Source organism: Pediococcus sp. M21F004 (assembly GCF_051122535.1).
Lineage (GTDB): Bacteria > Bacillota > Bacilli > Lactobacillales > Lactobacillaceae > Pediococcus > Pediococcus inopinatus.
The window spans coordinates 919,978-945,996 of sequence record NZ_CP177314.1 but is presented as its reverse complement, the minus strand read 5'-3'; the positions used below and the strand labels follow the sequence as shown (position 1 = coordinate 945,996).

The window sequence follows — 26,019 nt, the reverse complement described above, 5'->3', positions numbered from 1 at the left end:
TGATATAGTATTATACGGATATTAGATAGCTTACTTTTGCTTGAAGAATGTGAGGAATACGAATGTTAGAAAGATATACACGTGAAGAAATGGGGAACGTATGGAGTTTACATAATCAATACGCTTCATGGTTAAAAGTTGAGGTTGCAGCTGTGAAGGCATGGGGGAAACTTGGAAAAATTCCTGCCGCAGACGTGGCTAAGATTCAAGAGAATGCGAAGTTTGATGAAAATCGAATTGCTGAAATTGAAGCTGTGACGCATCATGATGTCATTGCCTTCACACGCGATGTTTCGGAATCTTTGGGTGCCGAAAAGAAATGGGTGCACTATGGCTTAACGAGTACCGATGTGGTGGATACGGCGCAAGGTTATCGGTTGAAACAGGCTAATGAAATTATTCGTCGCGACTTAGAAACTTTTAAACAAACTCTGGCTATTCAAGCAAAAAAATATAAATATACGGTCATGATGGGACGTACGCACGGTGTTCATGCTGAGCCCATGACGTTTGGCTTGAAACTAGCTCGCTGGTATTCAGAAATTAAACGCGATATCGAACGTTTTGAACATGCCGCAAAAGGCGTTGAAGCTGGAAAAATTAGTGGCGCAGTTGGGACTTTTGCAAACGTGCCACCCCAAGTTGAAGAATTTGTGTGTGAAGATTTAGGATTAAACGCTCAAGAAATTTCGACACAGATTTTACCACGTGATTTACATGCGGAATATATTGTAGCTTTGGCTTTGATTGCAACCAGTCTTGAAGAGTTTGCGACGGAGATTCGTGGCTTGCAAAAATCCGAAGTTCGCGAGGTTGAAGAACATTTTGCGCCCGGCCAAAAAGGATCATCAGCAATGCCCCATAAGCGCAATCCAATTGGTTCAGAAAACATTTCCGGACTGGCACGGGTGATTCGTGGACATGTGCAAACAGCTTATGAGGACGTAAATTTATGGCACGAACGTGATATTTCTCATTCATCAGCAGAGCGAATTATTTTACCAGATACGACAATTTTGGTGGATTATATTTTGACGCGAATGAATAAGATTATTGGGGAGTTGACTGTATTCCCAGAACATATGAAGGCCAATATGGGTCGTAGTTTTGGGCTGATTTACAGTCAGCGTGTTTTATTGAAGTTAATTGATGCGGGAATGTCACGAGAGGATGCGTATGACCGGATCCAGCCGTTGACGGCAAAGGCATGGGATGAAGAAATTCAGTTTAAACCACTGGTTGAAAATGATCCAGTAATTAAAAAGCACCTCACAGAAAAAGAAATAGATGATGCCTTTGATTATAGGTATCATCTAAAGAATGTGGATTATATTTTTGAGCGGGTGGGAATAAAGTAGAGTGATTAAAAAAACGGTCAGCTTCTGAGCATAGCCTAGTTAACCAAATGATTTGGTCTTGGAATCGTTTGGTTAACGTAGCTAAGCGGAGGAAGCTGTTTTTTTAATCACGTTTCAGATCATAAGGAAAAGTTGGTGGCTTAGTTAGCCAAATGATTTGACTTTAGAATCGTTTGGTTAACATAGCAAATAGAGAAAGTTTTTTAAGCCTAGTTCAGGTCCTTCAGGTAACCGGCGAGTGACGTTAATCGTTTCTGAAATACAAAGCCAACCAGGATCAACAAAACGCCAGTGACAATCAAAATATACCGAATTGAAACTTGATCCGCTAAGGGACCGTAAACTAGCATTGCAATTGGATAAATACCGGTAGACACAATTTGGAGAATGGAGAAGACACGACCCATTTTTTCTTTAGCCACATTTTCTTGAATTAAGATGTTGGTGGTTGCCTGAATGATTGGCATGCAAATTCCAGAGAAGAACATAAAGAGTAAGTATGTCCAAAAAGGTTCTGGGAGCCCCATCACCGCAAAACTAATACCTGATCCAATAAATCCGAGCGTAATTAATTTAATTTTGTGTGGTAAACGTTTTTGCATCGTAATGTAAAAACTGCCTAATAAAGCTCCCATCGTCCACAGAAGTTCATTTAGTGTTAGGCGCCAAACGGCAGATCCGAATGCCCGTTTGACGAATAGCGTGGATAATTGTGAAGATGGTGCAACAAGCACAAAAGCAATCAACGTAAATACCATAAAGTTTCGGAGATAGCGATGTGAAAAAGTATATTTTAAGCCATCCTTAATTCCAGATAAACCGGCGACGTGTTCCTGTTGCTGTTGTTCTTGCTGGGGAGCATGAACACAGGCCATCAAAATAATTCCGGATGTGGCTGTAACCAAATCAACGACAAAGACAAACATAATTCCGAGTTTTCCTAAAATAAATCCGCTTAAAATTGGTGAAATTAGCAAGAGAACGGAGCTAATAAACTGATTTAAGCCATTTATGCGGGAAAGCTCTTTTTTTGGTGTTATTTCGGGTAATAGCGCGTTGCCAGCTGGGGTTTGAACACCTGACCCTAAGGATCGAATTGCGGCAATTAAAAGAAGAAGCCATAGATCACGCGAAAAGAAAAAATAGATAATTGCAGTTCCAAATGTTAATAAGGTGACCAATGAGCTGGACGCGATAATTAGTTTTTTGCGGCTATATTGATCAGACCAGATTCCGGCCCACAAAGAAATTAAAATTTGTGGAAGGGTAGTAGCCATTGTTGCCAGCATAATCCAGGTTCCAGAAGATGCTTTTAAAGCAATGTACCAAAGAATGGCAAAATAAACTGAAGAAGATCCGAATAAGAAAAAATTTTGAGCGGCTAAAAAATAGCCGACATTTTGTTTCCAACTGTGTGATGCAATTGGGTGCATGTCCAACAACTCCTTTTGCCATTATTCTACCACGAAGGAAAAAAAGCTCCCAAGAATAATCTCTTGAAGTGCAGAGGATTCTTGGAAGCTTAGTTTATTCAGTTGTTTTAAACTGTTGATCTAGCGTTTCAGTCAGAATCTGTGAAACGTTGATGCCGGTCTGCTTGGCCCAATCATTTAAGTACTGAGGGATGGTAACATTCCGCCGAATGCGTTTTGTGTTTTTTGTTTCGTGCTCTGCAATCGGGACCATAATGACATGTTCACCTTCGACTAAATGAGTACTTTTCATATCAGAAGGGGCAGGCATTTTGTCTTGAGCCAGAATTAGTTTTTCTGCTTTTTCAGTAGCTTGAACCAAAGTCTCACCCTCAATTAGCATTCCCGGAAAATCTGGAATTAAGAGCTCAACAGAACCGTTTTGAACAGAATAAATAGCTGGATAAATTTTCATACACATTCTCCTTTTTGTCGGAATAAATTTTCTATAATGTGTATTATACATGCATGAATATTATAAGTAAAGCCATATGATAACTAAAAGCTAAACACGATAAACGACTTTGATAACTTCACAAACAACCGGATCATTTGTAGAAAATTCACGATCAAATTTACGCATTTGACTGGAGAATTTTTCTTTACTGCGTTCTTGCCAATCGGAAAGAGTTCGGTCTCCTTCAGCATCATTATAAGCATGTTCTGCTGAAACACGGAAAAATGGAACCAATTCTGACACGACTGTTTCAATAATTCCGACAGGATGCATGTCGGCGTTCAAAAGGACGAAGTAATCGCCAACTTGAGGGATTGGTTCATCTTTAGAAGAATAGTAGGCCAATGGTTTTGATGTAGCAGTCTTGTCACCAGCAAGAATTTTTTCGGTAAGTTCACTAACTTCTTCGGAATTAGATTGTTCACCAAACCAGCGTGTTTGAAAAGTCTTGTCAGTAAGTTGATGGGATTCCGCAAAATCGGTCCAAATTTTTTCTGCACTTAAAGCCATAATAATCAATCCTCGTTTTCGTATTTAATGTCTGTAGTGTAGCACTTTGAGAGCAGAAATAAAACGAAACAAGGCTGGAATTTAAGAAAAATGTAAGCCTTTTATATATGAGGAAGATTAGGTGATAAAATGTGATGTTCATTTCTAAACGAACTAACTTTTCTTTGGTATAATGGACGCAAAGTGGCTTGGAGGGATAACAATGAAGAAAGAACGGATTTTAAATATAACTGGCGGTGTCAATTTCCGTGAACTTGGCGGTTATCCAACCAAAGATGGTAAAACAATTAAATGGCAAAAACTATTGCGATCTGGTGATCTTAGTAGATTAACAGAAAAAGATGTTAAAAATCTGGCAGATTATGGACTTCACTATGATATCGATTTACGTTCTCCTTCAGAAGCCAGCTGGCTACAGGATCGTTTACCTGAAGATACGATTTATCGGTCATATCCCGTTTACCCGATCGCCCAAAATGATGAATCTGATTTGCCACCACTACCCGATAAACTAGAATCAACCGATTATTCACATCCATACGCTTTGATGATTTTAAATCCCCAAAGTCAGTTGGCCTTTCGAACAATGTTTCAAGATTTGTTGGCTAATTCAACACCGCAGAAGTCGTTACTGTTCCATTGTGCGGCTGGTAAAGATCGAACGGGGGTCGCTGGATTCCTAATCCTAACCGCTTTGGGTGTCGATTATGCGACGATTAAACAGGATTTTGTTTTGACTAACCTTGTATATAGCACAATGGATCAAGATGGTTTACGAAAACAGCTGCAAAACGACAAGGCAGCAAGTTTTGTCAATAAAATGAATACTGTTTTTCAAGTGCAAGGGGATACTTTGGATATTGCTAAACAGGCGATTATGGATAATTATGGTGATTATGAAACTTATTTTGATCAAGCGATGGGCCTTTCAAAAAGTGATTTAGATGCACTCAAGAAAATATATCTGGAGTAAAGAGGCTAATTATGGAAAAGCAGCGAATCTTGCCCATTCAGTCGGGATTGAATTTTCGCGAATTAGGTGGTTATCCGACACAGGATGGTAAAACAATTAAATGGCGCAAACTCTTACGTTCCGGCTATCTATCTGTGCTTAAGAAAACGGACAAACAGTTTCTGACAGATTATGGGCTTCGTTACGATGTTGATTTACGGTCAGATTACGAAATTTCGCGAAATCCGGATCCGACAATTCCTGAAATGGTCCACATTTCAGCGTCAGTTTATCCGTTTACGGCTCATAAAAAGATGAGTCTAAAGCAGTGGTGGAAAAATATTTTTCATAAAGATGCGCATCAGCCGAGCATCCTTTCTGATCCGTATCAGCTAATGGTGCTTGATCAACATGCCCAAGCGGCGTTTAAAGAATTATTTCAAATTTTGCTTAAAAATGATCAACCAAACCAGGCAGTTGTTTTCCACTGTTCAGCAGGCAAAGATCGCACTGGAATTGCAGCTTTCCTGGTTTTAAGTGCTTTAGGTGTCGATCAAGAAACGATTGACACAGATTACTTATTATCAAATCAAGTTTTGTTTGGGAAAATGCCGTCATTAAAATCGGCTTCTGGAACAAAAAGTGCGGCCATTGAGCGGATGAACCAAGCCAGAAACGTAAATCTACAAAGTTTACATTTAGCTAAACAGGCAATTGATGTTTCCTATCAAGGGATGACAAATTATCTTCACGAGGCGATGAACCTGTCTGACAAAAAGTTGGAGCAGTTAAGAGATCTCTATACCGAATAAAAAAGTTTGAAACAGATAATCTGTCTCAAACTTTTTATTTTATAGAAATACTAATAAAACAACGGCCAGCAGAAAGGCGATTCCGAGGAATGCGGCCGAAACGGCTTCAAAACGATTGGCACCTTTCATATCCATCCGTAAGCCAAACAAAACACTAAAAGCTAAAATGAGAATCAGCATTTTTTCGATTTCTGAATAACTATTACCATTGTTAAAGTAACCAGTAAACCAGCCCACGATACAGGCAATGATGACGATAATTCCAATGACAAAATCTGACCAATATTTTACACGCACATTAACACATCCTATGTTTATTATTGTTTCTATACTACCTTATTTGGCGAATAAATAACAATGAAAAAAAAGAAACCCAGCCATGCATGGCTGGGTTCTTTATATAGGGGAGTAGGTTGTTATCATGAAAAACAATGAAATATAGTAACTTTGGAGGAGTATGCTAATTTCATATAGGTAAAGTTATTGGCTTTATCTATATTTATATAATACCTTGCATGTATGAATTTTTTGTGACGAAAAGTTAAAAGGTTTATTAACACTAGTTTAACACGGCAACTCCTAAGGTAAGGTAGGTCGCAAACAGAATCCAGACAAAATAAGGTAACAAGAGCAGGGATGCAATTCGGCTGACTCTATAAAAGTGCCAGATACACCCCAGAACGACTAGGTCTAAAATAACTACGATTAACAGTCCAAACCAATAAAAATCTCCGCCAAAGAAAACAATACTCCATACGAAATTTAAAACAAGTTGGGTCGTAAATAGAATGAAACTAGCTACTTTGTCACGCTTAAAGGCAATTGACTGAAAGATAAAATAACCAGAGAGTGCAATCAATAAGTAGAGTAGTGGCCAAACAATCCCGAAAATATAATCAGGCGGTGACAATGGTGGTAGAGACAAAGCATTATAGATGGCCTTAATGTTTCCCGCAAACAAAGATGAAAGGCTTCCTAGAATCTCAACTCCAAGGATGAAGCATATAAGTACTATCCAATTAATCGATTTTTTGGTTTTCATTATTCTGATCCTCCCAGATAAAAGTTTTAGTAATTACCTAGAGTTTACCAACCCCACCGGGACTGCTAAAGAGAAATGCTCAAAAAGTAAGCGCTTAGCTATTTCCGACAAGCCGAGTTACTAATTGAAAAAATAATTTATTTTAATTATGAAAAACAGTAGACAAAACTAATTATTTAGTTTATAGTTAGTCTTATGTAAATGATAAGTAAAACAAAAAGGAGTGTTTCAAGTATGGAAAAGATAACAGTATTATGGGGACCTAGTTGTGGGTCCGCACGGCGCGCGTGTCACTGGTTAGATACACATGATTTAGCTTATGACAGAGTTAATGTTGTTTCAACAGCCATTACACTAGACACTTTAAAAAAAGTTTTATCACTTACTGAGTATGGTGCGGAAGAGATTATTTCCGAAAGATCAAAGGCATTCAAAAAATTTGGGCGGAAGTATATTGATTCACTAACTATCAGTCAATTACATCGACTATTAGTGAACTATCCAAGTTTAATTAAAAAACCAATTATTTTTACACACAATAAATTACAAATTGGGTTCAATGAAGATGAAATTCGTAGCTTTATCCCAAGAGAAACGAGACGCGTGTCATTTGCGCAAATGTTGAGCATTTTACATGATGCCTAATAATTAGATAATAAAAAAAGACTAAGCTAAAAATCAGAGTCGACCACGCCAATAAACGTGGGCAGCTGGTGATTTCTTACTTAGTCTTTTTATTTTGATAGCTAATTTAAATATTCATCAATGAATTGTTGAACTTTTTCTTGGTAAGCCTGAGGATTTATCCAAAAGCTCTCCGCATGAGAGGCCTCGGGCACAATCCAAATTTCTTTAGGATCACCACAAGCTTCGAAACTTTCATCAACCATGGAGGTCGGGACATAAATGTCTTTTTCCCCATGAATAAATAAAAATGGTCGGGTGTTTTTGCGTAGCTGTCGGATGGAAGAAACAGCATCGATCGAAAACCCCATGCGGTGGCGATTAATTGCATTAATCAGGGGCACAAATATTTTGGCAGGTAGATTGAATTGTTCTTTTAATAAATAAGAAAGTTCGTCACGTAGGTTTGAATAGCCACAATCAGAAATCATAAGTTTGACTTGAGAGGGCAAATCCTCACCACTGGTCATCTGTATCGTCGCGCCACCCATACTAACCCCAAACATAATAATTTGGGAATCCGAACCGATCCGACTGACTACAGAATTAGCCCAATCCACAAAATCTAACCGATCGATCCAGCCGAAATTAATGTAATCACCGGAACTGTGTCCGTGAGCACGATCGTCTGGTAATAAGACGTTGTAACCCATATCGTAAAACATTTTGGCATAGTTGGACATGGTTTCGCCGTTTCCTTTATAGCCATGAGCAATAATAACCGTCTTTTTTGAGTCGGCCTGGGCAGCTGGAATAAAAGTAGCCTCGACGCGGTTTTCTAAATCGTCGTGATGTAATGTCCAGTGATGGGAAGTTACTCCGTGAAACCAATTGACATAGGTATAATAATCATCTGCATATTTTTGTTTATCAGCTGAAGTTTCGGGAACGTAATCTACGCGGCGAAAGGCATAATCATATAATTTAGCACTCGCGGCAGTTAGCCCGGTAATTCCTAAAGCTAAAGGAGCTACAACACCGAGGCCAATTAAATTTTTTCTCTTCATAAATCACCATCCTTGTTAGTTTGTACTAGTTTTCGAGATAAATGTGACGTAAATCTTGGATATTATTTTTTGAAAGGTTCAAATAGTCATGGAGGTACGTGGGCATATCCCCTGAGGTTTTCTGAATTTGATCCATGGCCGTGTTATAAAATGAAATTTGGACACTTTGTAAGTCGCGCATGCTTTGAATAAATGCTGAAGAAGCTCCTTGGAGTTTTAAGGATTTAATCATCGCAGCTTGTTGCGGTTGAATGACTTTGTTGGTCAAGAGATAATCGGCCTTGATGGTGTCTTCATTCACACCTAACGCACTTAAAAAGAAGACGGCTCCCATACCTGTGCGATCCTTGCCAGCGGTACAGTGGAACAATAAGGTGCTTTTCTCGTCATCATTTTCAAGTAGCACATCAAAGAAACTTCGGTAGGCTTTTTGAGAATGAGGATTTGTGATGATATCTTGGTAAGCACGTTGCATTTGTTGACGGCCGGTTGTGGGATCGGTATCCATTTTTCGTTGCAAGCGGTCAGTTTGTTTGGAATTTTGAGTTTCATCCGTTGAAAAAACGGGGATGAATAAATACTTTGCGTGATTTGGAACACGATCTGGAGAGGTTGCCTTTTCTTCTGGAGAGCGAAAGTCAATGTCATATTTTAATCCATAATCGCTTAGAAAAGTAAGGTCAGCATCTGTCAAATCCGCCAGTTTTGCTGATCGAATGATTTTGTGCCATTTGATAGTTTCACCGGATATTGTTTGATAGCCACCAAGCTCTCTAAAATTACCGCCTTTTTGCAATTGTAGTATTCGCGATCTCACCATGATAAATCCTCCCGTATCTTTATTTAACGTACAACCTATATAAAAAATGATAGCACAGTCCTGATTTTCTTCCTATTAAATTTACTTAAACATTTAGATGATGTTTAAGTGTGGTGAAGACATGGCGATCTGCCCAACCAGTGACGGCACCTTGTAAAACAAAGGCCAACACGGTTCCAAGCCCGACCGCATAAACATGATGAGTCATTATAAATGTCAGCAAGATGATTGAAATTGCCGGAATATAGCTGATCCACTGTGCTTTGGCCGCATGACCGTGCATAAATTTAAACCGCACGATGTAGGTCAGATCGTCGTTAGGATGCAACACGATATTAGCACGTTGATAAATAGAGACTGCAACACCAATTCCGACGATCCCAAGAATGTCAGCTACGACTCTGACCCACAGTGGCAAGTTTAAAAAGCCATGGGCATCTAAACCAGTACTAATACTGCCCACCAGAAAAGAAAATGGAATCATAAATACTAAATTTCCAAGCGCCCGGTGCCAGTCAAACCTTTTGAGTAACACAGCGTTAGCAATAACCACCGCGATTCCCTCGACAAATAAAACACTCCCTAAAGAGAAATGCAGCCAGTTGCTTAAGTTGACCGATGAGGAAGTCCAAAGGGCGCTTCCGCAGTGACTAGCAACCGTCAGTGCGTTTGAAAATGAGTTTAAGACGATTGAAACGGCCAAGAAAAAGAGCCTTTTTTTAAAATCTGCATGTTTGTCCACAACGGAACTTCCTTTTTAGCTGAATTCATACAGCACAGTATGTATGTGATCATCATAGAATATTTTGCAGAAAGATGCCAAATATTTTTAACGCTTACAAATTTGCTCTATAATGGAACCATTACTTGACAGGAGGGTATATTTTGGCAAAATTAACGAAATTAACAGATACTTATGAATTAAATAATGGGGTAAAAATTCCCATTGTCGGTTTTGGTACTTGGCAAACACCAGATGGTGACGTTGCTGAGAAATCAGTTGAAGAGGCTTTAGCGGCTGGTTATCGCCATATCGATACCGCCTTCGCTTATGGGAATGAACAAAGTGTTGGCAAAGGAATTAAAGATAGTGGGATTGCTCGCGATCAACTTTGGGTTACTTCTAAGTTAGATGGTAAAGATCATGGCTATGAAAATACCAAGCAGGCGATTGATAAATCCTTAACCAATTTAGGGTTAGACTACTTGGATCTGTTCTTAATTCATTGGCCAAATCCAATTGCTTATCGGGATACTTGGGAACAAGCCAATGCGGATACATGGCGTGCAATGGAAGAGGCTCAAAAAGCTGGCAAGCTGCGCACGATTGGTGTTTCTAATTTCCGTCCTAAGCATTTGGATGCACTTTTAAAAACGGCAACGGTTGTCCCTCAGGTTAACCAAATTTTCCTTAACCCAAGCGATTTACAGCCAGAAGTTGTGAAATACAATGATGAACATAATATTTTATCTGAAGCATATAGCCCACTAGGGACAGGAAAAATCTTTGGTGTTTCAGAGCTGAAATCTATGGGTGAAAAATACCATAAGTCAGTCGCGCAGGTTGTCTTGCGTTGGTCTTTGCAACACGGATTTTTACCACTACCAAAGTCTGTGCATAATGAACGAATTATTGAAAATACAAAATTGTTTGATTTTGTAATTGATGATGCAGATATGAAAACAATTGATGGTTTACGGGGGCTTGCAGGTTTAGCTACGGATCCAGATACCATTACTTGGTAGTCAGCAAAGTAAAATGCTCGATTCATTTTTATGAATCGGGCATTTTTTTAGATCGGTTATTAATTAAACTTCTTCGGTAGAGTTTTTTAATACATTATTTTTCTTCATAGTTTCGTATATGCGTTTGCAATCAGTAGAATTTCCACGCAACTCATAGTTGTCTAAATAGTCGAAGCCATAATCGCGGGCATATCGTTTAGCGGTTAAGCAATACTGCAAACCAAAATTGCGATTACCACTGCCGATTACGCCAAGGCAAAGTTTACGATTATTTTTATAAGCGATGTATTCGCCTAAAACGTTAGTCATAAGCTCCTTAACACCATTATCCACACCATTCCCACCATCAAGATAAGTAGGCACAAAAGCAAAATAAGGTTCTTGTTCGCTATCAAAATCGGATTCTTCAGAGATTTCTTTTAAAGAAACGAGAGGATTGGCTGCATCTTTTGAATGCTGTTCTTCAGCATAATCTTGAAGATCCTGTGTAAAAGACCGTGTATTTCCCGCAACAGAAATGTATAAAATATTAATAATTGACATGGTGGGACCTCCTTAAGGATTACCGTTTATAATTGTAAGTCATTAAGGATATTGTACCACTTAAAATTTTTGGAAAATAGTTTTCTTGAAATCCTGAAACCGTTTTAACAAAGTAGTAAACTAGACCTATAACAAATTAAATGAAAAAGAATTGGGGTCGTTAATTTGGAACCTTATATTGTATTTATGGATATTGATGGGACGCTGATTTCACATAACCAAAACGTTTCTACAATGACTAAAAAAGTAATCGAACAATTGCAACAGCAAGGATTTATTTTCTATATTGCGACGGGGAGAATGTTATCGTTAGCGCAAGTTATTCAAAAAAGAATTAATTCAAAGGTAGAAATAATTGCTTCGAATGGTTCCGTTTATCAAAAAGGACATCATTTGCACCAAGATCATTTGGGGTGGAAGGCAATTAGTACCGTTTATGACATCACAACGGAATTAGAATTATCGACCAATTTTTTTAGTACAGATCGAACGTTTTATACAAGGAATAAGCCCTGGGATCTGAGTCGACTCGCGAGAATGCGGGTTATGCAGGATGGTGCTGGTAAGTTTGAAGATGTGCATGATCGCGATCATTTGAATGAGGTTAGTGAACAAATTATAAATGGAATCGTGATTGCTCAAGGACAATTGGACAAACTGTCAATTGCGCGCCAAAAATTAGTAGAGGCAGATGTGTTGAGTGTGTCGTCTTCGAGTCCGGATAATATTGAGTTGATTCCAAAACGAATTGATAAGGCAAGTGCGGTTCGCGCGATTACAAATCAATATGGAATTCCGGTAGACCATACGATTGCGTTTGGAAATGATAAAAACGATTTGGGAATGTTAAAGGCGGCCGGAACGGGTGTTGCAATGGGAAATAGTGCGGATGAAATAAAGGCCCAAGCGGACGCGGTGACAGAAGCAAGTGAAGATGACGGATTGCCCAAGTATTTGAAGAGAAGGTTCTTAGATTAGTGGGCTCGGCAATGCGTTAAGAGGCAGAAAATAACTGTCCTGGATGCGGGATCGCAATCCCGCGGGAAGGATAGTTATTTTCTGCCTCTTGCATTGCCGAGCCGTCCTCAAAAAAAGTAATAACAAAAAAGACCAGTTTGATGAAACTCAAACTGGTCTTTCGTATTTAGTTATCCATGTTTAATCGATCTGTTTCAGCTTTGTCTTTTAGCTTTTTGAATTCTTCATCAGAGATTTTTGTGACGTGGAACCAATCAATATGAGCATTTTCATTATCTAAAACTTCGAAGTTATACCGATCGATGCGAACTTTATCGTGCACTTGAATATTTGGGTGATGATCAATGACATAACCACCAAGTGTGACAACATCTTCTCCTTCAAATCCAGGGACATCGATTCCAAAGTACCGTTCAAAATCGTACATCGTAGTTTTACCACTGACTTGATAGGAGCCATCTGTTTCTTTGTGAATATAGTCGCCAGAAACATCATCAACTTCATCACTAATTGTTCCGAAAACTTCTTCATAAATATCTTTATCCGTGATAATCCCACTAGTCCCACCATATTCATCAACAACAACGGAAATGGGGGTTTGCTTTTGCAGCATTCTTTGGAGAACCTCTTGAATAAGGACTGTTTCAGGAACGGTAATGATGTTTCGAAGTAACTTGCTAACCTTAACTTTACCGTCTACACGACTTTGACGAACTAAATCGTAGTTGTAAACATAACCTAGGATCTTATCCTTATCGTTATTAGCAACGACTGGGAAACGGCTAAAACGTTTCTGTAAATATAGTAGCAATGCTTCATCAACCGTTGCGTCAACATCTAAAACAACTAATTGAGTACGATCAATCATGATGTCTTTAGCAACTTTATCATTAAAGTCAAACGCCCGCTGCATGTAAACATAATCGTTTTGATCAAGTTCACCACCAGTGACGGCATTTTTTGATAAGCTTAAAATTTCAGCCTGTGAGAAGACTTCATTACTTTCGTCAGCAGGTTCCATCCCCATTAATTTGACAATACCATTTGCTGAAGCATTTAGTAACCAAACAAAGGGATAGAACGCGGTATGAAACCAGTGTAATGGGGTTACAAGCCTCATTAAAACTTTTAAGGGAATATCAATACTAATATTCTTTGGCACAATTTCTGTGATAACAACTTCTAAATAGGTTAAAAGAAGAACCCCAATCACCGCTCCAATGGCATGCAGAGAAGTCTGGTTAATTAGATGTGTAGAACCGAAAAACAAAATAATAAAGTATTCAACGTACGATTCACCAATCCAACCTAGGATAATCCCACAGACGGATGTTCCAACCTGGGTTGTAGAAAGGTACTCATTTAGATTTGAAACCATGTGGATTGCTCGATCGAGCTTTTTGAGCCGCCCACCAACTGCTGTTGCTCTTGCTTCTTCTAAGGCACTTAACCGACTTTCGACAAGCGCAAATTCAGCAGCGACGAAAAAGTATGCCATGATAAAGGTAATCAAAATGATAATAGTATCGCTGATTATCTGACCACTGTCCAAGGACCATTCCCCATTTCTTTTGTAATTACATTATCTTTATATTATAGCGCGTCTCTAGAGAAAAATCTTTCAAATTAGTCAAGGATACCAGTTAATTTGTCACATATTTATAAAAAAGTTTGAAAAAATGATGAATGATATTAGAATTCTTATAAGTCCGATAAGTATCTTTTGACATTTAAGTGATAATTGGATATGATACTACTTACAAAAGATAATTCAATATATAGGAGGAAATTTAAATTATGACAAAAGGTTCTGCTTCTGGTAGTACTGACAATGGTGGGGAAATAGAAAAGAGTAAACCTCCTCATGCGTTTATAACTCAGACAACGGATCAACTCTTGGCTAAAGATCAGATTGCGCTTGATCAAGGCCTGACAAGTGAGAAAGCCCAGGAACGATTGAAACAGGATGGGCCCAACGCATTGGTCCAAAGGAAGCAAAGCAAGTGGGTACGCTTTTTCAAACAGTTCAATAACAGTATTACCTATATTCTTATTGTCGCCGCGATCGCGACTTTTCTATTGCGAGAATATTCAGATTCGATTGTAATTGGGCTGGTTGTAATTGTTAACGCACTGATCGGTTATTTTCAAGAGAGTAAAGCTTCGGAAGCTATCGATAATATTAAACAGATGTTGCAAGTTTCTGCAACGGTTATTCGCGATGGTAAACGAGATGATATCGAGGCCGAGGAGTTAGTTGTAGGGGACTTAGTTTTCCTTGAAGCTGGTGATAACGTCCCGGCGGATCTCCGAATTTTAGCTGCTGATAATTTAAAAATTCAGGAATCTTCATTAACTGGAGAAACTGACTCCGTTTTAAAAAATGATGAACCGTTAACAGATCCTAAAACGCCATTGGGAGACCGTTTGAATATGGCTTATGCATCAACTGCGGTGACAAATGGTAGTGGGCTAGGAATTGTGACGGCCACTGGTGCAAATAGTGAAATTGGTAAAATTAACGCCAGCATGGAAAGTGTAAAATCAAAAACAACCCCACTAATGCGAGAAATTAATGGTTTAGGTAAATATATTTCTTACGCGATTGTGGCGGTAGCCGTTTTATTAGCTGTTTATGGTTTAGTGACACGAGTTTACTCGGTTTCTGCCTTGATGGTGGCGGTGATTACCATGGTGGTGGGTTCCCTTCCAGAAGGCTTGCCAGCTAGTACCTCAGTGGTTTTGGCCATGGGTGTGCAAAAAATGACGAAACAAAATGCGATCGTCAAAACTTTGCCGGCTGTAGAAACCCTTGGGTCAGTTGATGTGATTAATACTGATAAAACGGGAACCTTAACAAAAAATGAAATGACAATTGATACGCTGATTACCAAAAATGGTAAGTATGCGGTAACCGGAACGGGTTATACACCAACTGGGCATATTACTAAAAATGGCCAACCGGTCGCTGTCGGTCAAGATGAAGATTTAGACCGGTTGATGGTTGCTGGACACGAAGCTAATGACACACGCCTGATTAAAAATGATGATAAGTGGGAAATCAACGGAGAACCTACTGATGGCGCATTTTTAGCACTGTATCATAAGGTGTTTAAAGAAACTGAGCCTGACTTAGTTGAATTGGACAAAATTCCATTTGATTCAGAATATCGTTATATTGCTAAACTGGATGAGGATTCAGACGGACAACGCGTTATTTTGGTGAAAGGGTCTCCAGATAAGATCTTTACAATGGCCAAACAAGCAGATAGTAGCTTTGATATTCCAGACTGGACAAACCGGGTATCTCAGTTGGCAAGAGACGGTGAACGAGTGGTGGCCTTGGGTTATCGTGAAGTTTCGCGTGATGTCCATAACCTTACCCCAGAAGTTATGGCAGAAGGAGTTCATTTTCTAGGAATTACTGGGATTATTGATCCCCCTAGAGAAGAAACCATCGTGGCATTGAAGCAAATGCGTGAAGCCGGAATTAAAGTTAAAATGATTACTGGTGATCACCCTGAAACGGCGTCTGCGATTGCTGCAAAGCTTGGTTTAGATGAAAATGTTTCGGCCATCACAGGTGCGCAAATTGATGAGCTTTCAGATGAAAAACTAAAAGAAGTTATCCAGGATTACAATGTGTTTGCGCGGACAACGCCGATGAACAAGTTGCGAATTGTGGAAGCATACCAAGCTAATGGGCTTGTCACTGCCATGACGGGTGACGGTGTTAATGATGCGCCAGCCTTGAAAAAAGCTGATATTGGAATTGCGATGGGGATCAAAGGAACCGATGTTGCGAAAGAAGCTGCCGATATGGTTTTAGCAGATGATAACTTTGCAACGTTGACGACCGCAATTAAAGAGGGACGTCACGTTTACGATAATATCAAAAAAACGATTCGGTTCTTATTACCCACTAGTTTTGCTGAAGGTTTGATTGTGTTGATATCGATTATGTTCCAACAAGAATTACCTTTGGTGCCAACCCAGTTATTATGGATTAACATGGTTTCCGCAGTCACAATTCAGTTCGCGTTCTTATTTGAACCAGCTGAGGAAGGTATCATGAAGCGGATGCCACGAAAGAGTAATCAGTCTTTCTTAAATAGAAAAGATGTTTGGCAAATTATCTATGTGGCAATTTTGATTGCTGCTCTGGGAATTGGAGCTTTCAACTGGTTAACGATGCAAGGGGTTAGTTCGACCGTTGCAAGTACCGTTACCTTAAACGTAATTGTATTCGGAAAAATCTTTTATCTCTTTAACATTCGGACGCCCAAGCCAGCAATTTCAAAAGATGTTTTACGTAATAAGATGGCCTTTGTCATCATCGGGATTCTCCTGGTATTGCAAGCCGGAATTACCTATTTACCATTTATGCAGAGTATCTTTAGCACTGCTGGGTTAAGCGCCCCCCTTTGGTTATTGCCAATTGTGGCCGGAATTGTTGTTTTAATTGTTACTGAGCTTGATAAACTGTTTGATCTCCGCCATCGACTGCATTTAGCGACGTCTCGTAATCAAAAATAAAGGGGTTTCATTTTACCATTTTAAAAAGTGGTGCTAGGATGAAGTCGTAAAAATATGATTAGGGAGATTTCGAAAATGGCAAAAGAAGCAGTTAAAGTTGAAACAGATAAAGAACGGATTGCAAAAATCGACTTCGATAAAGAAGATGTTAAGCAAGCAGCTGACATGATCGCAGAAAAAGGTTTCGTTACTAGAAATGATTTTCCCGATTTAAAAGATCGGCTGTGGAGCGAAGGATTTTACGAACAAATTGAAGATGAATTTCATCATCGTGATAACGAAGATCCATACATTTTCTTTGAACGTTTTGACTTTATCGGTGGTGCCATTGAATCAATTATCTTCGACATGGACCAAGTTGAAACAAGAGAAAAAGCATTGCATATTTTAGGGGATGCTTCAGATTTAAAGGTTCAAGATAAGCCTAATGAAACACATAAAGTAGTTACTTATTAAACAATAGCGGACTAAATTAAAAGTTTCTAAACTGCGTTAAGCTAGTTTAGAAACTTTTTTATTGTTAAAATTAATGAATTGTTAATCCTATGATACCGGCTTTTTAAGACACACATTTAGCACTCTTACATAAAGAGTGCTAAATTCTTGCATTCGTTTCTAAAAGGTCATACTATATAAATGTACCAAGAAATGAGGTACAAAAAATAATATTAAAAGGGAGTCTTGAATTATGGCTAACGAGTTAAGAAACAGAGATTTTGATGATTTTGCACCACTTGATTTTTTCGATAATTTTGGGAAGAATTTCTTCAAATCGATGACTCAAGGTAGCTCAATGAAGACGGACATCCGTGAAAACGATAAAAATTATGAAGTTTCCGCAGAACTACCTGGTTTCAAGAAGGAAAATATCTCTTTGAATTATGACAACGATACGTTGACTATTGAAGGCAAGCATAACGTTGAAAAGGAAAAGAAAGACGAAAAAGGTAATTTGATTCGTCAAGAACGGAGTTTCAGTAACACTTCACGTCAATTTTATTTACCAGACATCGATCGTGAAAAGATCAGTGCTTCATATGACGGTGGCGTTTTAAAAGTAATATTGCCAAAGAGTGAAGAAAAGTTAGAAGCTGGCAAACAAATTCAAATTAACTAAAATTGAATGGTACTCTTTAAAAAGCTGTGACTACACTGTCGCAGCTTTTTTGCGTAATCATGGGGCCAAAAACTGCTTATAAATTGAATTCTTTATGTAACCGATATCAAATTAATTTTGTTTCGCCTAAAAAGGTGTTAAGCTGGAACTTGGATAGTTTCTTAAATCTATAATTTTAGGAGTGATAATTTTGAAACAAATTACAATTGGTGGCAAAAAGGTTTCTAACGTAGCCTTAGGAATTATGCGAATGGACGCGTTGGATACAGACGCTGCAAAAAAAGTAATTGAGACAGCCGTTGATAACGGTGTAAACTTTATTGATACTGCGGACATTTATGGAGGCGGTAAATCAGATCTCGTTTTCCGTGATGCTTTAGCTAAATCATCCGTAGATCGTGATGACTTATGGATTCAATCCAAGGTTGGGATTCGTAATGGCAATGATGACGGTTCAGGCAAGCCTTATGGAAACCGTTACGATTTCTCTAAACAACATATTATTGATGCCGTGAATCATGAGTTGCAGAGCTTAAATCTGGATTATTTGGATTCCGTTTTACTTCATCGTCCAGACCCATTGATGGAACCAAATGAGATTGCAGAAGCTTTTGATGAATTGCAAACAGCTGGTAAAGTGCGTCATTTTGGTGTTTCTAATTTCAATCCAATGCAATTTGAAATGTTGCAAGGCGCAGTTTCACAAAAGCTGATGTTTAATCAATTACAGTTTGGAATTATGCACAGCAACATGATTGATTTTGGGATGCATACAAACATGCAAGATGACCATAGTGTTGATCATGACGGGCAATTCCTCGAATATTCTCGAATTCATGATATCGTGATCCAAGCTTGGTCACCATATCAATGGGGAAATTTCAATGGGCCATTTATTGACAATCCTAAATTCCCTGAATTAAATAAAAAAATGCAAGAATTGGCTGATCAGTATGGGGTCACAAAAAATGCTATTGCTACAGCATGGATTTTGCGTCATCCGGCTAAATTCCAAGTATTAGTGGGCTCAATGAATCCACAAAATATTAAGGAATCATTGGCAGGTAGTGATGTAGAAATGACAGGCCAAGAGTGGTACGACATTTACTACGCAGCTGGAAATGATATGCCTTAAATCCAGTGGGTAAAAATAACGCGAAAAAGGTTCATAATAAGTGCGACGTATGCGAGAAAACTCCCGCAGTAGTCGTGGTTATTATGAACCTTTTGTTGTTTTTAACCGGCCTAAGAAATCTTAGTAGATAATGGACCAAAAAAGAATCCTAGCTCAAATTTCAATTGTTTGAGTCAGAATTCTTCTAAAAATCTAATTAATCAGTACTGTATTGGCGTGTGCCGATCAATTGATGATGCGTATCATAAAAACTAACCTTCACGGGGGCGCCGTTTTTCACAAGCTGCCATGAACCTTCAGCCTTGATATGGTGGTTAGGTTTAATTTCACTAACCGAGGCATTTTCCAAATTATCATCATTGGTTGCTGACGTTGAGAAGGGAAGGGATCCCTGTTCAAGCGTTTTAGGCTTACCATTGACGGTTTGAGTCGCCTTAACATATTTATACCAGCAGTCCGATGGAACGAGCTGAGATTTTCCGGTATTGGTGAAGGTATATTTTAAAATTAAGACTTGTTTATTTTTGGTAGCGGATGCCGTGACATGATTCTCGGTAATTAAAAATGTTCCTTGCTTGGTTGTAAAAGTTTGCCCAGCCAAAGTAGCTGTTTTCTGCACAACTTTTTTGACCGAACTAGTCTTTTTGGCGCTTGAAGTGCTAGTTTTCCCGGAATTTGAAGCCTTTCCAGCGCTACAGGCAGTTACGCCACTCGCTACAAAACCAATCAGTAAAATTAAAAATATTTTTTTGAAGCTTTTCAAAATTGTGTGTTACTCCTTTGTTTGGTCGTTCAAGGCGCTAATGCTCATGCTGACAGTTTTGGGTTTATCTTTCACGATGATAATTGTCCCTTTACCTAAAAAGTCTTTGTTTCCATTGTAGGCAAGATCATATTCTTTAGCAACATCACCAGAGTTTTGCAAGCCCATTACATAAATGGTGTCTTCTGTATAATCATCACTGAAAACAAAAGCAATCACTGATGAAACAACTAAGTCATCAGCCTGCATTTGTTTAAGTGTTCTCCAAATTCCGTCAATTACGGGTTGGGGAATAGTTTCTTTAACCTCATCGGTTACGCGTCGTTTCTTCGTGATTTCAAACAAAATAAAGTGCCTCAATTCATTAGTATTTTTCTAAGAATAGCACACTATCCTTAGTTTCGTCATGCAAATAGGCTAAAAATGGGCAATCTAGTTATAAAAACTAGCTGATCGTGTTATACTGACGGTAACATCTATGGATGAGGTGAAAAGAAATGAATGAATTAGAAACATATAATCGGTGGTTAAAAACAGTTAGAGACGTAAGGCTGCCTCACTGGGACGAATTACCCAACTTCGATTTGTATATGGATCAAGTAGTTGCCCTTTTGACCGGTTTTACCGGGCCATTAGGAATGGATCCTGTAACTTCGACAATGATTAATAACTATGTGAAACAAAAAGCCGTGGTTGCCCCTACGAAAAAGAAGTACCAGGTTATGCAAGTGGCAGACATTTTATTGATTACTTTATTAAAACAGTCATATCCAATTAATGTGATTCGTTCCGGAATTGATCGCATTACGGCAACAGATTATCCAAAACAGGCGTATGATCGTTTTATTGATATTGTGAACCAAAAGATTGCCAGAATCGGTGTGGAGCATACAACCATGGTGGCCAAAAATTTAGCTGAACAGTTGATGCAGGTCACATCAAATATGATTGTGGATCAAGTGCAAACCAGTGAATTGATCAGATTATTACAAAAATCGGCAGAACATAAGCCGACGACGTTAAATAAAAAAAGTAAGTAAGACAAATCAGTAATTAGTTCCACATAAATGCACTATAAACGGAGAAATTCCGTAGTAGATGTATTTTTGTGGAATTTTTTGTTTATTGAATGATTCTTTAAAAAGTGGAACGGTCCACTTAATAATTAGATAGGTTTCTCAAAACACTTAAATCAACCAATCCGTAAATAGTTTGTGAAGAAAGCGATTACTTTTTGTGTTCTGTTTCACAAACTCTTTATCTGAAAGCATTCGGTAATTTCATAATTTTCACAAGGCGAAACCTTAAGTATATCGTGATGAACAATGGTTTCTATCAATTTCATATTATGTAAACAATACGTATTTACAAACGAATAGTTGAAAGCTACAATGAAACTTGTGAAGCGAATAACATACTCATTCTGAGAGGAAGAATAATAATATGATTAAAGATTTGGATAATAAGAAGGAAATTGATGAACCACAAGTAATGGTCAATGATCTTGTTAAAAAAGCTCATATTGCTTTAGATCGTCTCAGTGTCATGGATCAGGAACAGATCGACAAGATTGTGCATGCAATGGCAGAAGCAGGATATCATGCTCGTCAGAAGTTGGCCAAGATGGCAGTCGATGAAACTGGCCGTGGTGTTTATGAACATAAGGTGATTAAAAACCAATTCGCTACAAAAGATATTTACAACTCAATTAAAAATGATCGCACAGTTGGAATTATTAGCGATGATAAAGAAACAGGAATCATGAAGGTTGCTGAGCCAGTTGGTGTGATTGCGAGTGCAACTCCCGTAACAAATCCTAGTTCAACAGCTTTTCACAATGCCTTGTTAGCAATTAAAACTCGGAATCCAATTATTTTTGCCTTCCATCCATTTGCACAAAAAACGTGTGTGGAAACTGGTCGGGTTATGGCTGAGGCAGCTGTAAAAGCTGGTGCCCCAGAGAACTGTGTCCAGTGGATTACAAAACCTAGCATGGCAGCAACAACAGATTTAATGAACCATGATGGTGTCGCAACCGTTGTCGCAACTGGTGGTGCTGGGATGGTTAAATCCGCATATTCTACCGGTAAACCAGCTCTTGGAGTTGGCCCTGGTAACGTTCCAGTGTACGTTGAGAAATCAGCTGATCTCAAACAAACAATTGATGATATCGTCTTATCAAAAACTTTTGACAATGGGATGATTTGTGCATCTGAATCTAATATGGTCGTTGATGCCGAAGTTTATGATGAAGTTAAAAAAGGTTTGAAGGATCAAGGTGCTTACTTCGTTAAAGACGCTGATATGGAAAACTTTGAGTCAACAGTCATGAATCGGGAAAAAGAATCAGTTAATCCTAAAGTGGCCGGTCAATCTGCATACAGTATTGCAACGTGGGCTGGGATTGAGGATTGTCCTGAAGATGCTAAGTTCTTGGTTGCTGAAATGGATGGACTCGGTGGAGAATATATTCTTTCTCACGAAAAGTTGTCTCCAGTTTTGACAATGGTTAAGGCTAAAGACCAAGATGATGCTGTTCATTTAATGAAACGGGGATTGAATCTTGGTGGCCTTGGTCATACAGTTGGCTTGCACACAAAAGATGATGACTTGATTAACCGTTTTGCCTTAGAAATGGACGCTTGCCGAATCTTAATTAATACCCCAACTTCACAAGGTGCAATTGGCTACAAATATAATAATGTGACGCCTTCTCTAACTTTGGGCTGTGGATCATGGGGTAAAAACTCCCTTTCACATAACTTAGAGGATTGGGATCTCTTGAATATCAAGACAGTCGCAAAACGTTTACCAAAACTTCGCCATGAAAGTTTGGATTTCTAAATAAATGTGTTGAGTAAAATAACGCGATCATTAATTTCAATTAGCTCTTTGAAATTAGTGATCGCGTTATTTTTCTAAACGTAGATAACGCTTTCTGTTATAATTGTATCAGTAACTTAAATTTGAGAAAAAGGTGGGATTTTATGTATTATTTTTTGAATACGACCATTCCTTTAAATAAATCTGGCATTGAACATGCCCAAATAAAACGGGTAAATTTATTTAACAATTATAAGGTTGCAAATAAAATTGTGACCCGTAATTTTGAAGTGGATTTACATCATAATCTGAAAGTCGCAGGAATCGACGAAAAAAACCATGTAAATTTATTTGAATTCCTACAAGGATCGGGAAATTTTAAGCCAAAACAGGTTAAACCACGTGATATTAAATTGCCCCACGGTTGTAAGCTAAAGGCTGAAAAAGATTACTTTGTGGCCAAAGATATTAAGAATCGGTTGGCCGTTCGGATCGAAGTTTGGGGCGAACATGATTCACAAGTGCAGGCAGTCAATTATTATGACTACGCGGGTAACTTATTGCGTCGCGAGCGCTATGATCATCGTGGCTTTTTATCGATTGCAGAAATTCATAATCCTCAAGGAGGGGTTAGTAATGAACAAATCTTCTCTCCTGAAGGCAAATTGGTTTATGAATCCTTCTATTTTAAAGATGGCCAAGGTAAAATTGTGAATTCATTGTTGCGCGTGGTAGATTTTCACGGACAAGATTACGAATTTACAGGGTTACGAGGGTTACAACGATTTTTCTTCGATCAATTAAACAAAGTCGACAACGGCAAAAATGTCTTTACTTCTGACCGAGCAGTTGAAACTGAGTGGGCTTTATTACATATGAAAACTCCAGCCTACAAGGCGTTGTTTTTGCATAATGCCCATACCGCTGACGCAAATGACCCCATGGATCGTGTCTTAAATAATAATTTTGAATTCTCCTTAAACAATTTTGCAGAATGGAATGCGGTAATTGATTCTACAGATCGGCAAACCAAAGATGTTAAATTACGTTTTGATTCCAAACAAACGGCAATTTACACCGTTCCAGTTGGAATTGTGACAAATGAGTTGATGCAAAAACCACAGGTAGCCTTCAGTGATCGGACACCAGGGAAAATTATTGTGGTTGCGCGTCTGTTTCCGGAAAAACGTTTGGATCATCTCATCAAAGCTTTTGCGATTGTGCATAAACAATTACCCCAAACTACACTGGATCTCTGGGGATATGGGGATGGAAAAACAGATAAAGGATTAAAACAACTAGTTCAAGATTTAAGCCTTGAAAAAGTCGTGCAGTTTAAAGGCTATACGCCAAATATTGGCGACGTGATGGATCACGCGCAGGTATCAACGTTGACCAGTAATGTTGAAGGATTTGCGTTGGCAGTCTTGGAAGCCCAATCTCATGGGTTACCAGTTGTTTCCTACGATATTCCTTATGGACCATCTGACATTATCGAAGATGGTTTTAGCGGAACATTAGTTAAACAAGGTGATTATAAGAGCTTTGCCCAGGCGCTAATTGCGCTTATGGGTGATCAAAAGAAACTTCAGGAATATAGTAATCACGCCTATGTAAGCCGTGAACGTTACAGTGAAGCAGCCATTTGGAAAGCATGGCAGCAGGTGGTTGATAATGCCGATCAATTTTTTGATCAAATTCAAACGAAAGGGACGGTGGAGTAGATGATTTATTTTTTAAATGAGTATTTGATGGCTTTAAACTCTGGTCTAGAATATGCTGAAATTAATCGGATTAAACTGCTCAAAAATAATCATGTCCCAGCCAAAATTGTAACCCGAGATTACAATCAGGAATTGCATCGTAATATGCAGACTCTGGGTTTAGAAGCGGATGACATGGTCAACATGTTTGACTATTTCCAGCATGCAGAACATGTTGAAACACCAAAAGTCCTCAAAACGATTGATTTAAATTTGCCAAAAAGTTACGAAATTGATCAAGGGGCCGATTTTAGTCGCGTAACTGATGGTGATCGCGTGGTGGCCGATGTTCATTTTGCCAGTGGCACCTTTGGCCGCGTTTCGTATGTGAATTATTTTGATGCCTATATGAATGTTGCCAAAACAGAGTATTATGATTGGCGTGGGTTTAAGTCGATGGATAAGTACTTCACGCCGACGGGAGCTCCGGCAGCCGAATTTTTATTTACACCCGAAGGAAAACGCGTTTACGAGTCATATTACATGAATGATGTGAACGGAAATCCTGTAAATTCTTTATTGAAACTAGTTGATTATAAAGGTGAAGACCATAATTTTGATAATTTAGAGGAACTATTCACGTTCTTTTTAGATGAGTTAAATCGTCGTGATGGGAGTCACCAGACCTTTATTGCGGATCGACCAGCCCAGACAAACATGCCAATGATGAATATGGTGACGTTGGCACATAAATATGTTTCTCTACCAATTGTGCATGGTGTGGATCCAAATGATCAGGTCCATAGCAATTTTGATCCTGCATACACAACCGTGTTTGGTCCCCGAATTGATGAATTAGATGGCATTATTGTCATGACTCAAGCGCAAAAACGTGACTTAGGTAAACGTTTGAATCATCCCAAAACGCCAATCTATGTTATTCCTGGAGCGGTTGTTCTTAATGAAACCCGAAATGAACCACATGTTTTGTACCGAAATCGAGTACAAGATCGTTTATTGTATGTAGGGCGTTTGACGCCTGATAAGCAGATTGAGCGGTTAATTCGCGCGGTTCAAATTATTAGTCAAAAGATTCCTGATGTCACTTTGGACTTGTATGGTTATGGTAGCGAAGAGGATGTCAACGCCTTTAAGAAGCTTGCGCAGGATTTAAAGGTTGATCAGCTAGTCCACTTCAAAGGCTTTGTCTACGATTTGACAACGGTATATAACCAGGCGGGGTTGTTTGTTAGTGCAAGTCATTCTGATGCAATGCCACTAGCGATGGTGGAAGCCATGGCTCATGGGGTTCCAGCAGTTGCATACGCAAGTCACTATGGTCCAAGCGAAATCATCGATGATAAGCAAAATGGGCGCCTAATTGAAGAGGGCGATGAAGACGTCTTCCTCTTTAGCCGGGCCGTGATTGATTTGTTGAGTGATCCGGACTTACTGGCTGAATATAGTGAGAAAGCTTATGAAATTGGCGATCGGTATTCAGAAGAACATGTCCTGGCTGACTGGCAATTATTGTTGACACATGATAATTAAAAATTAAAAA

The 26,019-nt window shown here is 38.7% G+C and carries 26 protein-coding genes; 14 read left to right on the top strand and 12 right to left on the bottom strand.

Translation table 11 applies throughout. From position 1 onward, the window contains the following. Nucleotides 1-62 precede the first annotated feature (62 nt). Nucleotides 63-1,358: an adenylosuccinate lyase gene (gene purB, locus ACLHK8_RS04995; RefSeq protein ID WP_063698271.1), complete on the top strand. Its 1,296-nt coding sequence runs from the start codon at nt 63-65 to the stop codon at nt 1,356-1,358. Nucleotides 1,359-1,567: 209 nt separating this feature from the next. On the opposite strand, the gene ACLHK8_RS04990 is transcribed toward purB, so the two are convergent. The 3 genes from ACLHK8_RS04990 to ACLHK8_RS04980 all read right to left on the bottom strand — a co-directional run bounded on the left by ACLHK8_RS04990 (nt 1,568) and on the right by ACLHK8_RS04980 (nt 3,797). Beyond that, the gene (locus ACLHK8_RS04990; protein WP_063698269.1) at nt 1,568-2,791 is read right to left on the bottom strand and encodes an MFS transporter; all 1,224 of its coding nucleotides are present in this window, start codon (nt 2,789-2,791) and stop codon (nt 1,568-1,570) included. 94 nt (nt 2,792-2,885) lie between these two features. Further along, complete coding sequence (locus ACLHK8_RS04985) at nt 2,886-3,245, bottom strand: hypothetical protein (RefSeq protein ID WP_057774622.1); 360 nt, start codon at nt 3,243-3,245, stop codon at nt 2,886-2,888. A gap of 90 nt (nt 3,246-3,335) precedes the next feature. Further along, nucleotides 3,336-3,797: an ASCH domain-containing protein gene (locus ACLHK8_RS04980; RefSeq protein WP_063696658.1), complete on the bottom strand. Its 462-nt coding sequence runs from the start codon at nt 3,795-3,797 to the stop codon at nt 3,336-3,338. Nucleotides 3,798-3,999: 202 nt separating this feature from the next. Between ACLHK8_RS04980 and ACLHK8_RS04975 the strand changes: the two genes are divergently transcribed. Together ACLHK8_RS04975 and ACLHK8_RS04970 are read left to right on the top strand one after the other, a co-directional pair. After that, complete coding sequence (locus ACLHK8_RS04975) at nt 4,000-4,770, top strand: tyrosine-protein phosphatase (protein WP_063696660.1); 771 nt, start codon at nt 4,000-4,002, stop codon at nt 4,768-4,770. Between the two features lie 11 nt (nt 4,771-4,781). Continuing rightward, nucleotides 4,782-5,561 carry a tyrosine-protein phosphatase gene (locus ACLHK8_RS04970; protein WP_434520426.1) on the top strand — a complete coding sequence of 260 codons (780 nt, stop codon included), beginning with the start codon at nt 4,782-4,784 and terminating at the stop codon, nt 5,559-5,561. 39 nt (nt 5,562-5,600) lie between these two features. Here ACLHK8_RS04970 and ACLHK8_RS04965 read toward each other — a convergent pair whose 3' ends face one another. Both ACLHK8_RS04965 and ACLHK8_RS04960 read right to left on the bottom strand, forming a co-directional pair. Then, a complete protein-coding gene (locus ACLHK8_RS04965; RefSeq protein WP_057774634.1) occupies nt 5,601-5,858 on the bottom strand; it encodes a hypothetical protein in 258 nt (85 codons plus the stop codon). Between the two features lie 262 nt (nt 5,859-6,120). After that, complete coding sequence (locus ACLHK8_RS04960) at nt 6,121-6,603, bottom strand: TspO/MBR family protein (RefSeq protein ID WP_063696665.1); 483 nt, start codon at nt 6,601-6,603, stop codon at nt 6,121-6,123. 234 nt (nt 6,604-6,837) lie between these two features. Here ACLHK8_RS04960 and ACLHK8_RS04955 point away from each other — a divergent pair, with 234 nt between their 5' ends. Continuing rightward, nucleotides 6,838-7,248: a Spx/MgsR family RNA polymerase-binding regulatory protein gene (locus tag ACLHK8_RS04955; RefSeq protein WP_057774636.1), complete on the top strand. Its 411-nt coding sequence runs from the start codon at nt 6,838-6,840 to the stop codon at nt 7,246-7,248. Nucleotides 7,249-7,349: 101 nt separating this feature from the next. Here ACLHK8_RS04955 and ACLHK8_RS04950 read toward each other — a convergent pair whose 3' ends face one another. From ACLHK8_RS04950 to ACLHK8_RS04940, 3 genes are all read right to left on the bottom strand, one after another. Beyond that, on the bottom strand, nt 7,350-8,294 hold the full coding sequence (locus ACLHK8_RS04950; RefSeq protein ID WP_057774639.1) for an alpha/beta hydrolase: 945 nt from the start codon (nt 8,292-8,294) through the stop codon (nt 7,350-7,352). A 25-nt stretch (nt 8,295-8,319) separates the two neighbouring features. Then, nucleotides 8,320-9,111: a tyrosine-protein phosphatase gene (locus tag ACLHK8_RS04945; protein ID WP_323709131.1), complete on the bottom strand. Its 792-nt coding sequence runs from the start codon at nt 9,109-9,111 to the stop codon at nt 8,320-8,322. Between the two features lie 88 nt (nt 9,112-9,199). After that, nucleotides 9,200-9,856, bottom strand: a complete 657-nt coding sequence (locus ACLHK8_RS04940; protein WP_057774648.1) for a YczE/YyaS/YitT family protein — start codon at nt 9,854-9,856, stop codon at nt 9,200-9,202. 143 nt (nt 9,857-9,999) lie between these two features. Here ACLHK8_RS04940 and ACLHK8_RS04935 point away from each other — a divergent pair, with 143 nt between their 5' ends. Continuing rightward, a complete protein-coding gene (locus ACLHK8_RS04935; RefSeq protein WP_057774651.1) occupies nt 10,000-10,860 on the top strand; it encodes an aldo/keto reductase in 861 nt (286 codons plus the stop codon). Between the two features lie 63 nt (nt 10,861-10,923). On the opposite strand, the gene nrdI is transcribed toward ACLHK8_RS04935, so the two are convergent. After that, on the bottom strand, nt 10,924-11,403 hold the full coding sequence (gene nrdI / locus ACLHK8_RS04930; RefSeq protein WP_434520425.1) for a class Ib ribonucleoside-diphosphate reductase assembly flavoprotein NrdI: 480 nt from the start codon (nt 11,401-11,403) through the stop codon (nt 10,924-10,926). 165 nt (nt 11,404-11,568) lie between these two features. Here nrdI and ACLHK8_RS04925 point away from each other — a divergent pair, with 165 nt between their 5' ends. Then, nucleotides 11,569-12,381 carry an HAD family hydrolase gene (locus ACLHK8_RS04925; RefSeq protein WP_063696669.1) on the top strand — a complete coding sequence of 271 codons (813 nt, stop codon included), beginning with the start codon at nt 11,569-11,571 and terminating at the stop codon, nt 12,379-12,381. Between the two features lie 166 nt (nt 12,382-12,547). Here ACLHK8_RS04925 and ACLHK8_RS04920 read toward each other — a convergent pair whose 3' ends face one another. Continuing rightward, a complete protein-coding gene (locus tag ACLHK8_RS04920) occupies nt 12,548-13,933 on the bottom strand; it encodes a hemolysin family protein (protein ID WP_057774480.1) in 1,386 nt (461 codons plus the stop codon). Between the two features lie 245 nt (nt 13,934-14,178). On the opposite strand from ACLHK8_RS04920, the gene ACLHK8_RS04915 reads away from it, so the two are divergent. The 4 genes from ACLHK8_RS04915 (at nt 14,179) to ACLHK8_RS04900 (ending at nt 19,169) form a co-directional block, all read left to right on the top strand. Continuing rightward, nucleotides 14,179-16,917 (top strand): HAD-IC family P-type ATPase, encoded by a 2,739-nt coding sequence (locus tag ACLHK8_RS04915; protein WP_057774486.1) that lies wholly within the window; start codon nt 14,179-14,181, stop codon nt 16,915-16,917. A 75-nt stretch (nt 16,918-16,992) separates the two neighbouring features. Beyond that, nucleotides 16,993-17,373: a hypothetical protein gene (locus ACLHK8_RS04910; RefSeq protein WP_057774488.1), complete on the top strand. Its 381-nt coding sequence runs from the start codon at nt 16,993-16,995 to the stop codon at nt 17,371-17,373. A gap of 232 nt (nt 17,374-17,605) precedes the next feature. Beyond that, nucleotides 17,606-18,034, top strand: coding sequence for an Hsp20/alpha crystallin family protein (locus ACLHK8_RS04905; RefSeq protein ID WP_057774491.1), 429 nt, complete (start codon nt 17,606-17,608; stop codon nt 18,032-18,034). Nucleotides 18,035-18,224: 190 nt separating this feature from the next. Then, nucleotides 18,225-19,169, top strand: coding sequence for an aldo/keto reductase (locus tag ACLHK8_RS04900; RefSeq protein ID WP_063696673.1), 945 nt, complete (start codon nt 18,225-18,227; stop codon nt 19,167-19,169). A gap of 196 nt (nt 19,170-19,365) precedes the next feature. Here the strand turns inward: ACLHK8_RS04900 and ACLHK8_RS04895 are convergent, their stop codons facing one another. Both ACLHK8_RS04895 and ACLHK8_RS04890 read right to left on the bottom strand, forming a co-directional pair. After that, nucleotides 19,366-19,932, bottom strand: a complete 567-nt coding sequence (locus ACLHK8_RS04895) for a DUF5067 domain-containing protein (protein ID WP_057774498.1) — start codon at nt 19,930-19,932, stop codon at nt 19,366-19,368. Between the two features lie 9 nt (nt 19,933-19,941). After that, nucleotides 19,942-20,277 (bottom strand): hypothetical protein, encoded by a 336-nt coding sequence (locus ACLHK8_RS04890; RefSeq protein ID WP_057774501.1) that lies wholly within the window; start codon nt 20,275-20,277, stop codon nt 19,942-19,944. A 152-nt stretch (nt 20,278-20,429) separates the two neighbouring features. Between ACLHK8_RS04890 and ACLHK8_RS04885 the strand changes: the two genes are divergently transcribed. From ACLHK8_RS04885 to asp1, 4 genes are all read left to right on the top strand, one after another. After that, nucleotides 20,430-20,972, top strand: coding sequence for a DUF1836 domain-containing protein (locus ACLHK8_RS04885; RefSeq protein WP_057774504.1), 543 nt, complete (start codon nt 20,430-20,432; stop codon nt 20,970-20,972). A 403-nt stretch (nt 20,973-21,375) separates the two neighbouring features. Then, nucleotides 21,376-22,776 (top strand): aldehyde dehydrogenase family protein, encoded by a 1,401-nt coding sequence (locus tag ACLHK8_RS04880; RefSeq protein ID WP_057774507.1) that lies wholly within the window; start codon nt 21,376-21,378, stop codon nt 22,774-22,776. Nucleotides 22,777-22,919: 143 nt separating this feature from the next. Next, nucleotides 22,920-24,479 (top strand): glycosyltransferase, encoded by a 1,560-nt coding sequence (locus ACLHK8_RS04875; protein ID WP_057774510.1) that lies wholly within the window; start codon nt 22,920-22,922, stop codon nt 24,477-24,479. Continuing rightward, nucleotides 24,480-26,009 carry an accessory Sec system glycosyltransferase Asp1 gene (gene asp1 / locus ACLHK8_RS04870; protein WP_057774513.1) on the top strand — a complete coding sequence of 510 codons (1,530 nt, stop codon included), beginning with the start codon at nt 24,480-24,482 and terminating at the stop codon, nt 26,007-26,009. The last annotated feature ends 10 nt before the right edge of the window (nt 26,010-26,019 follow it).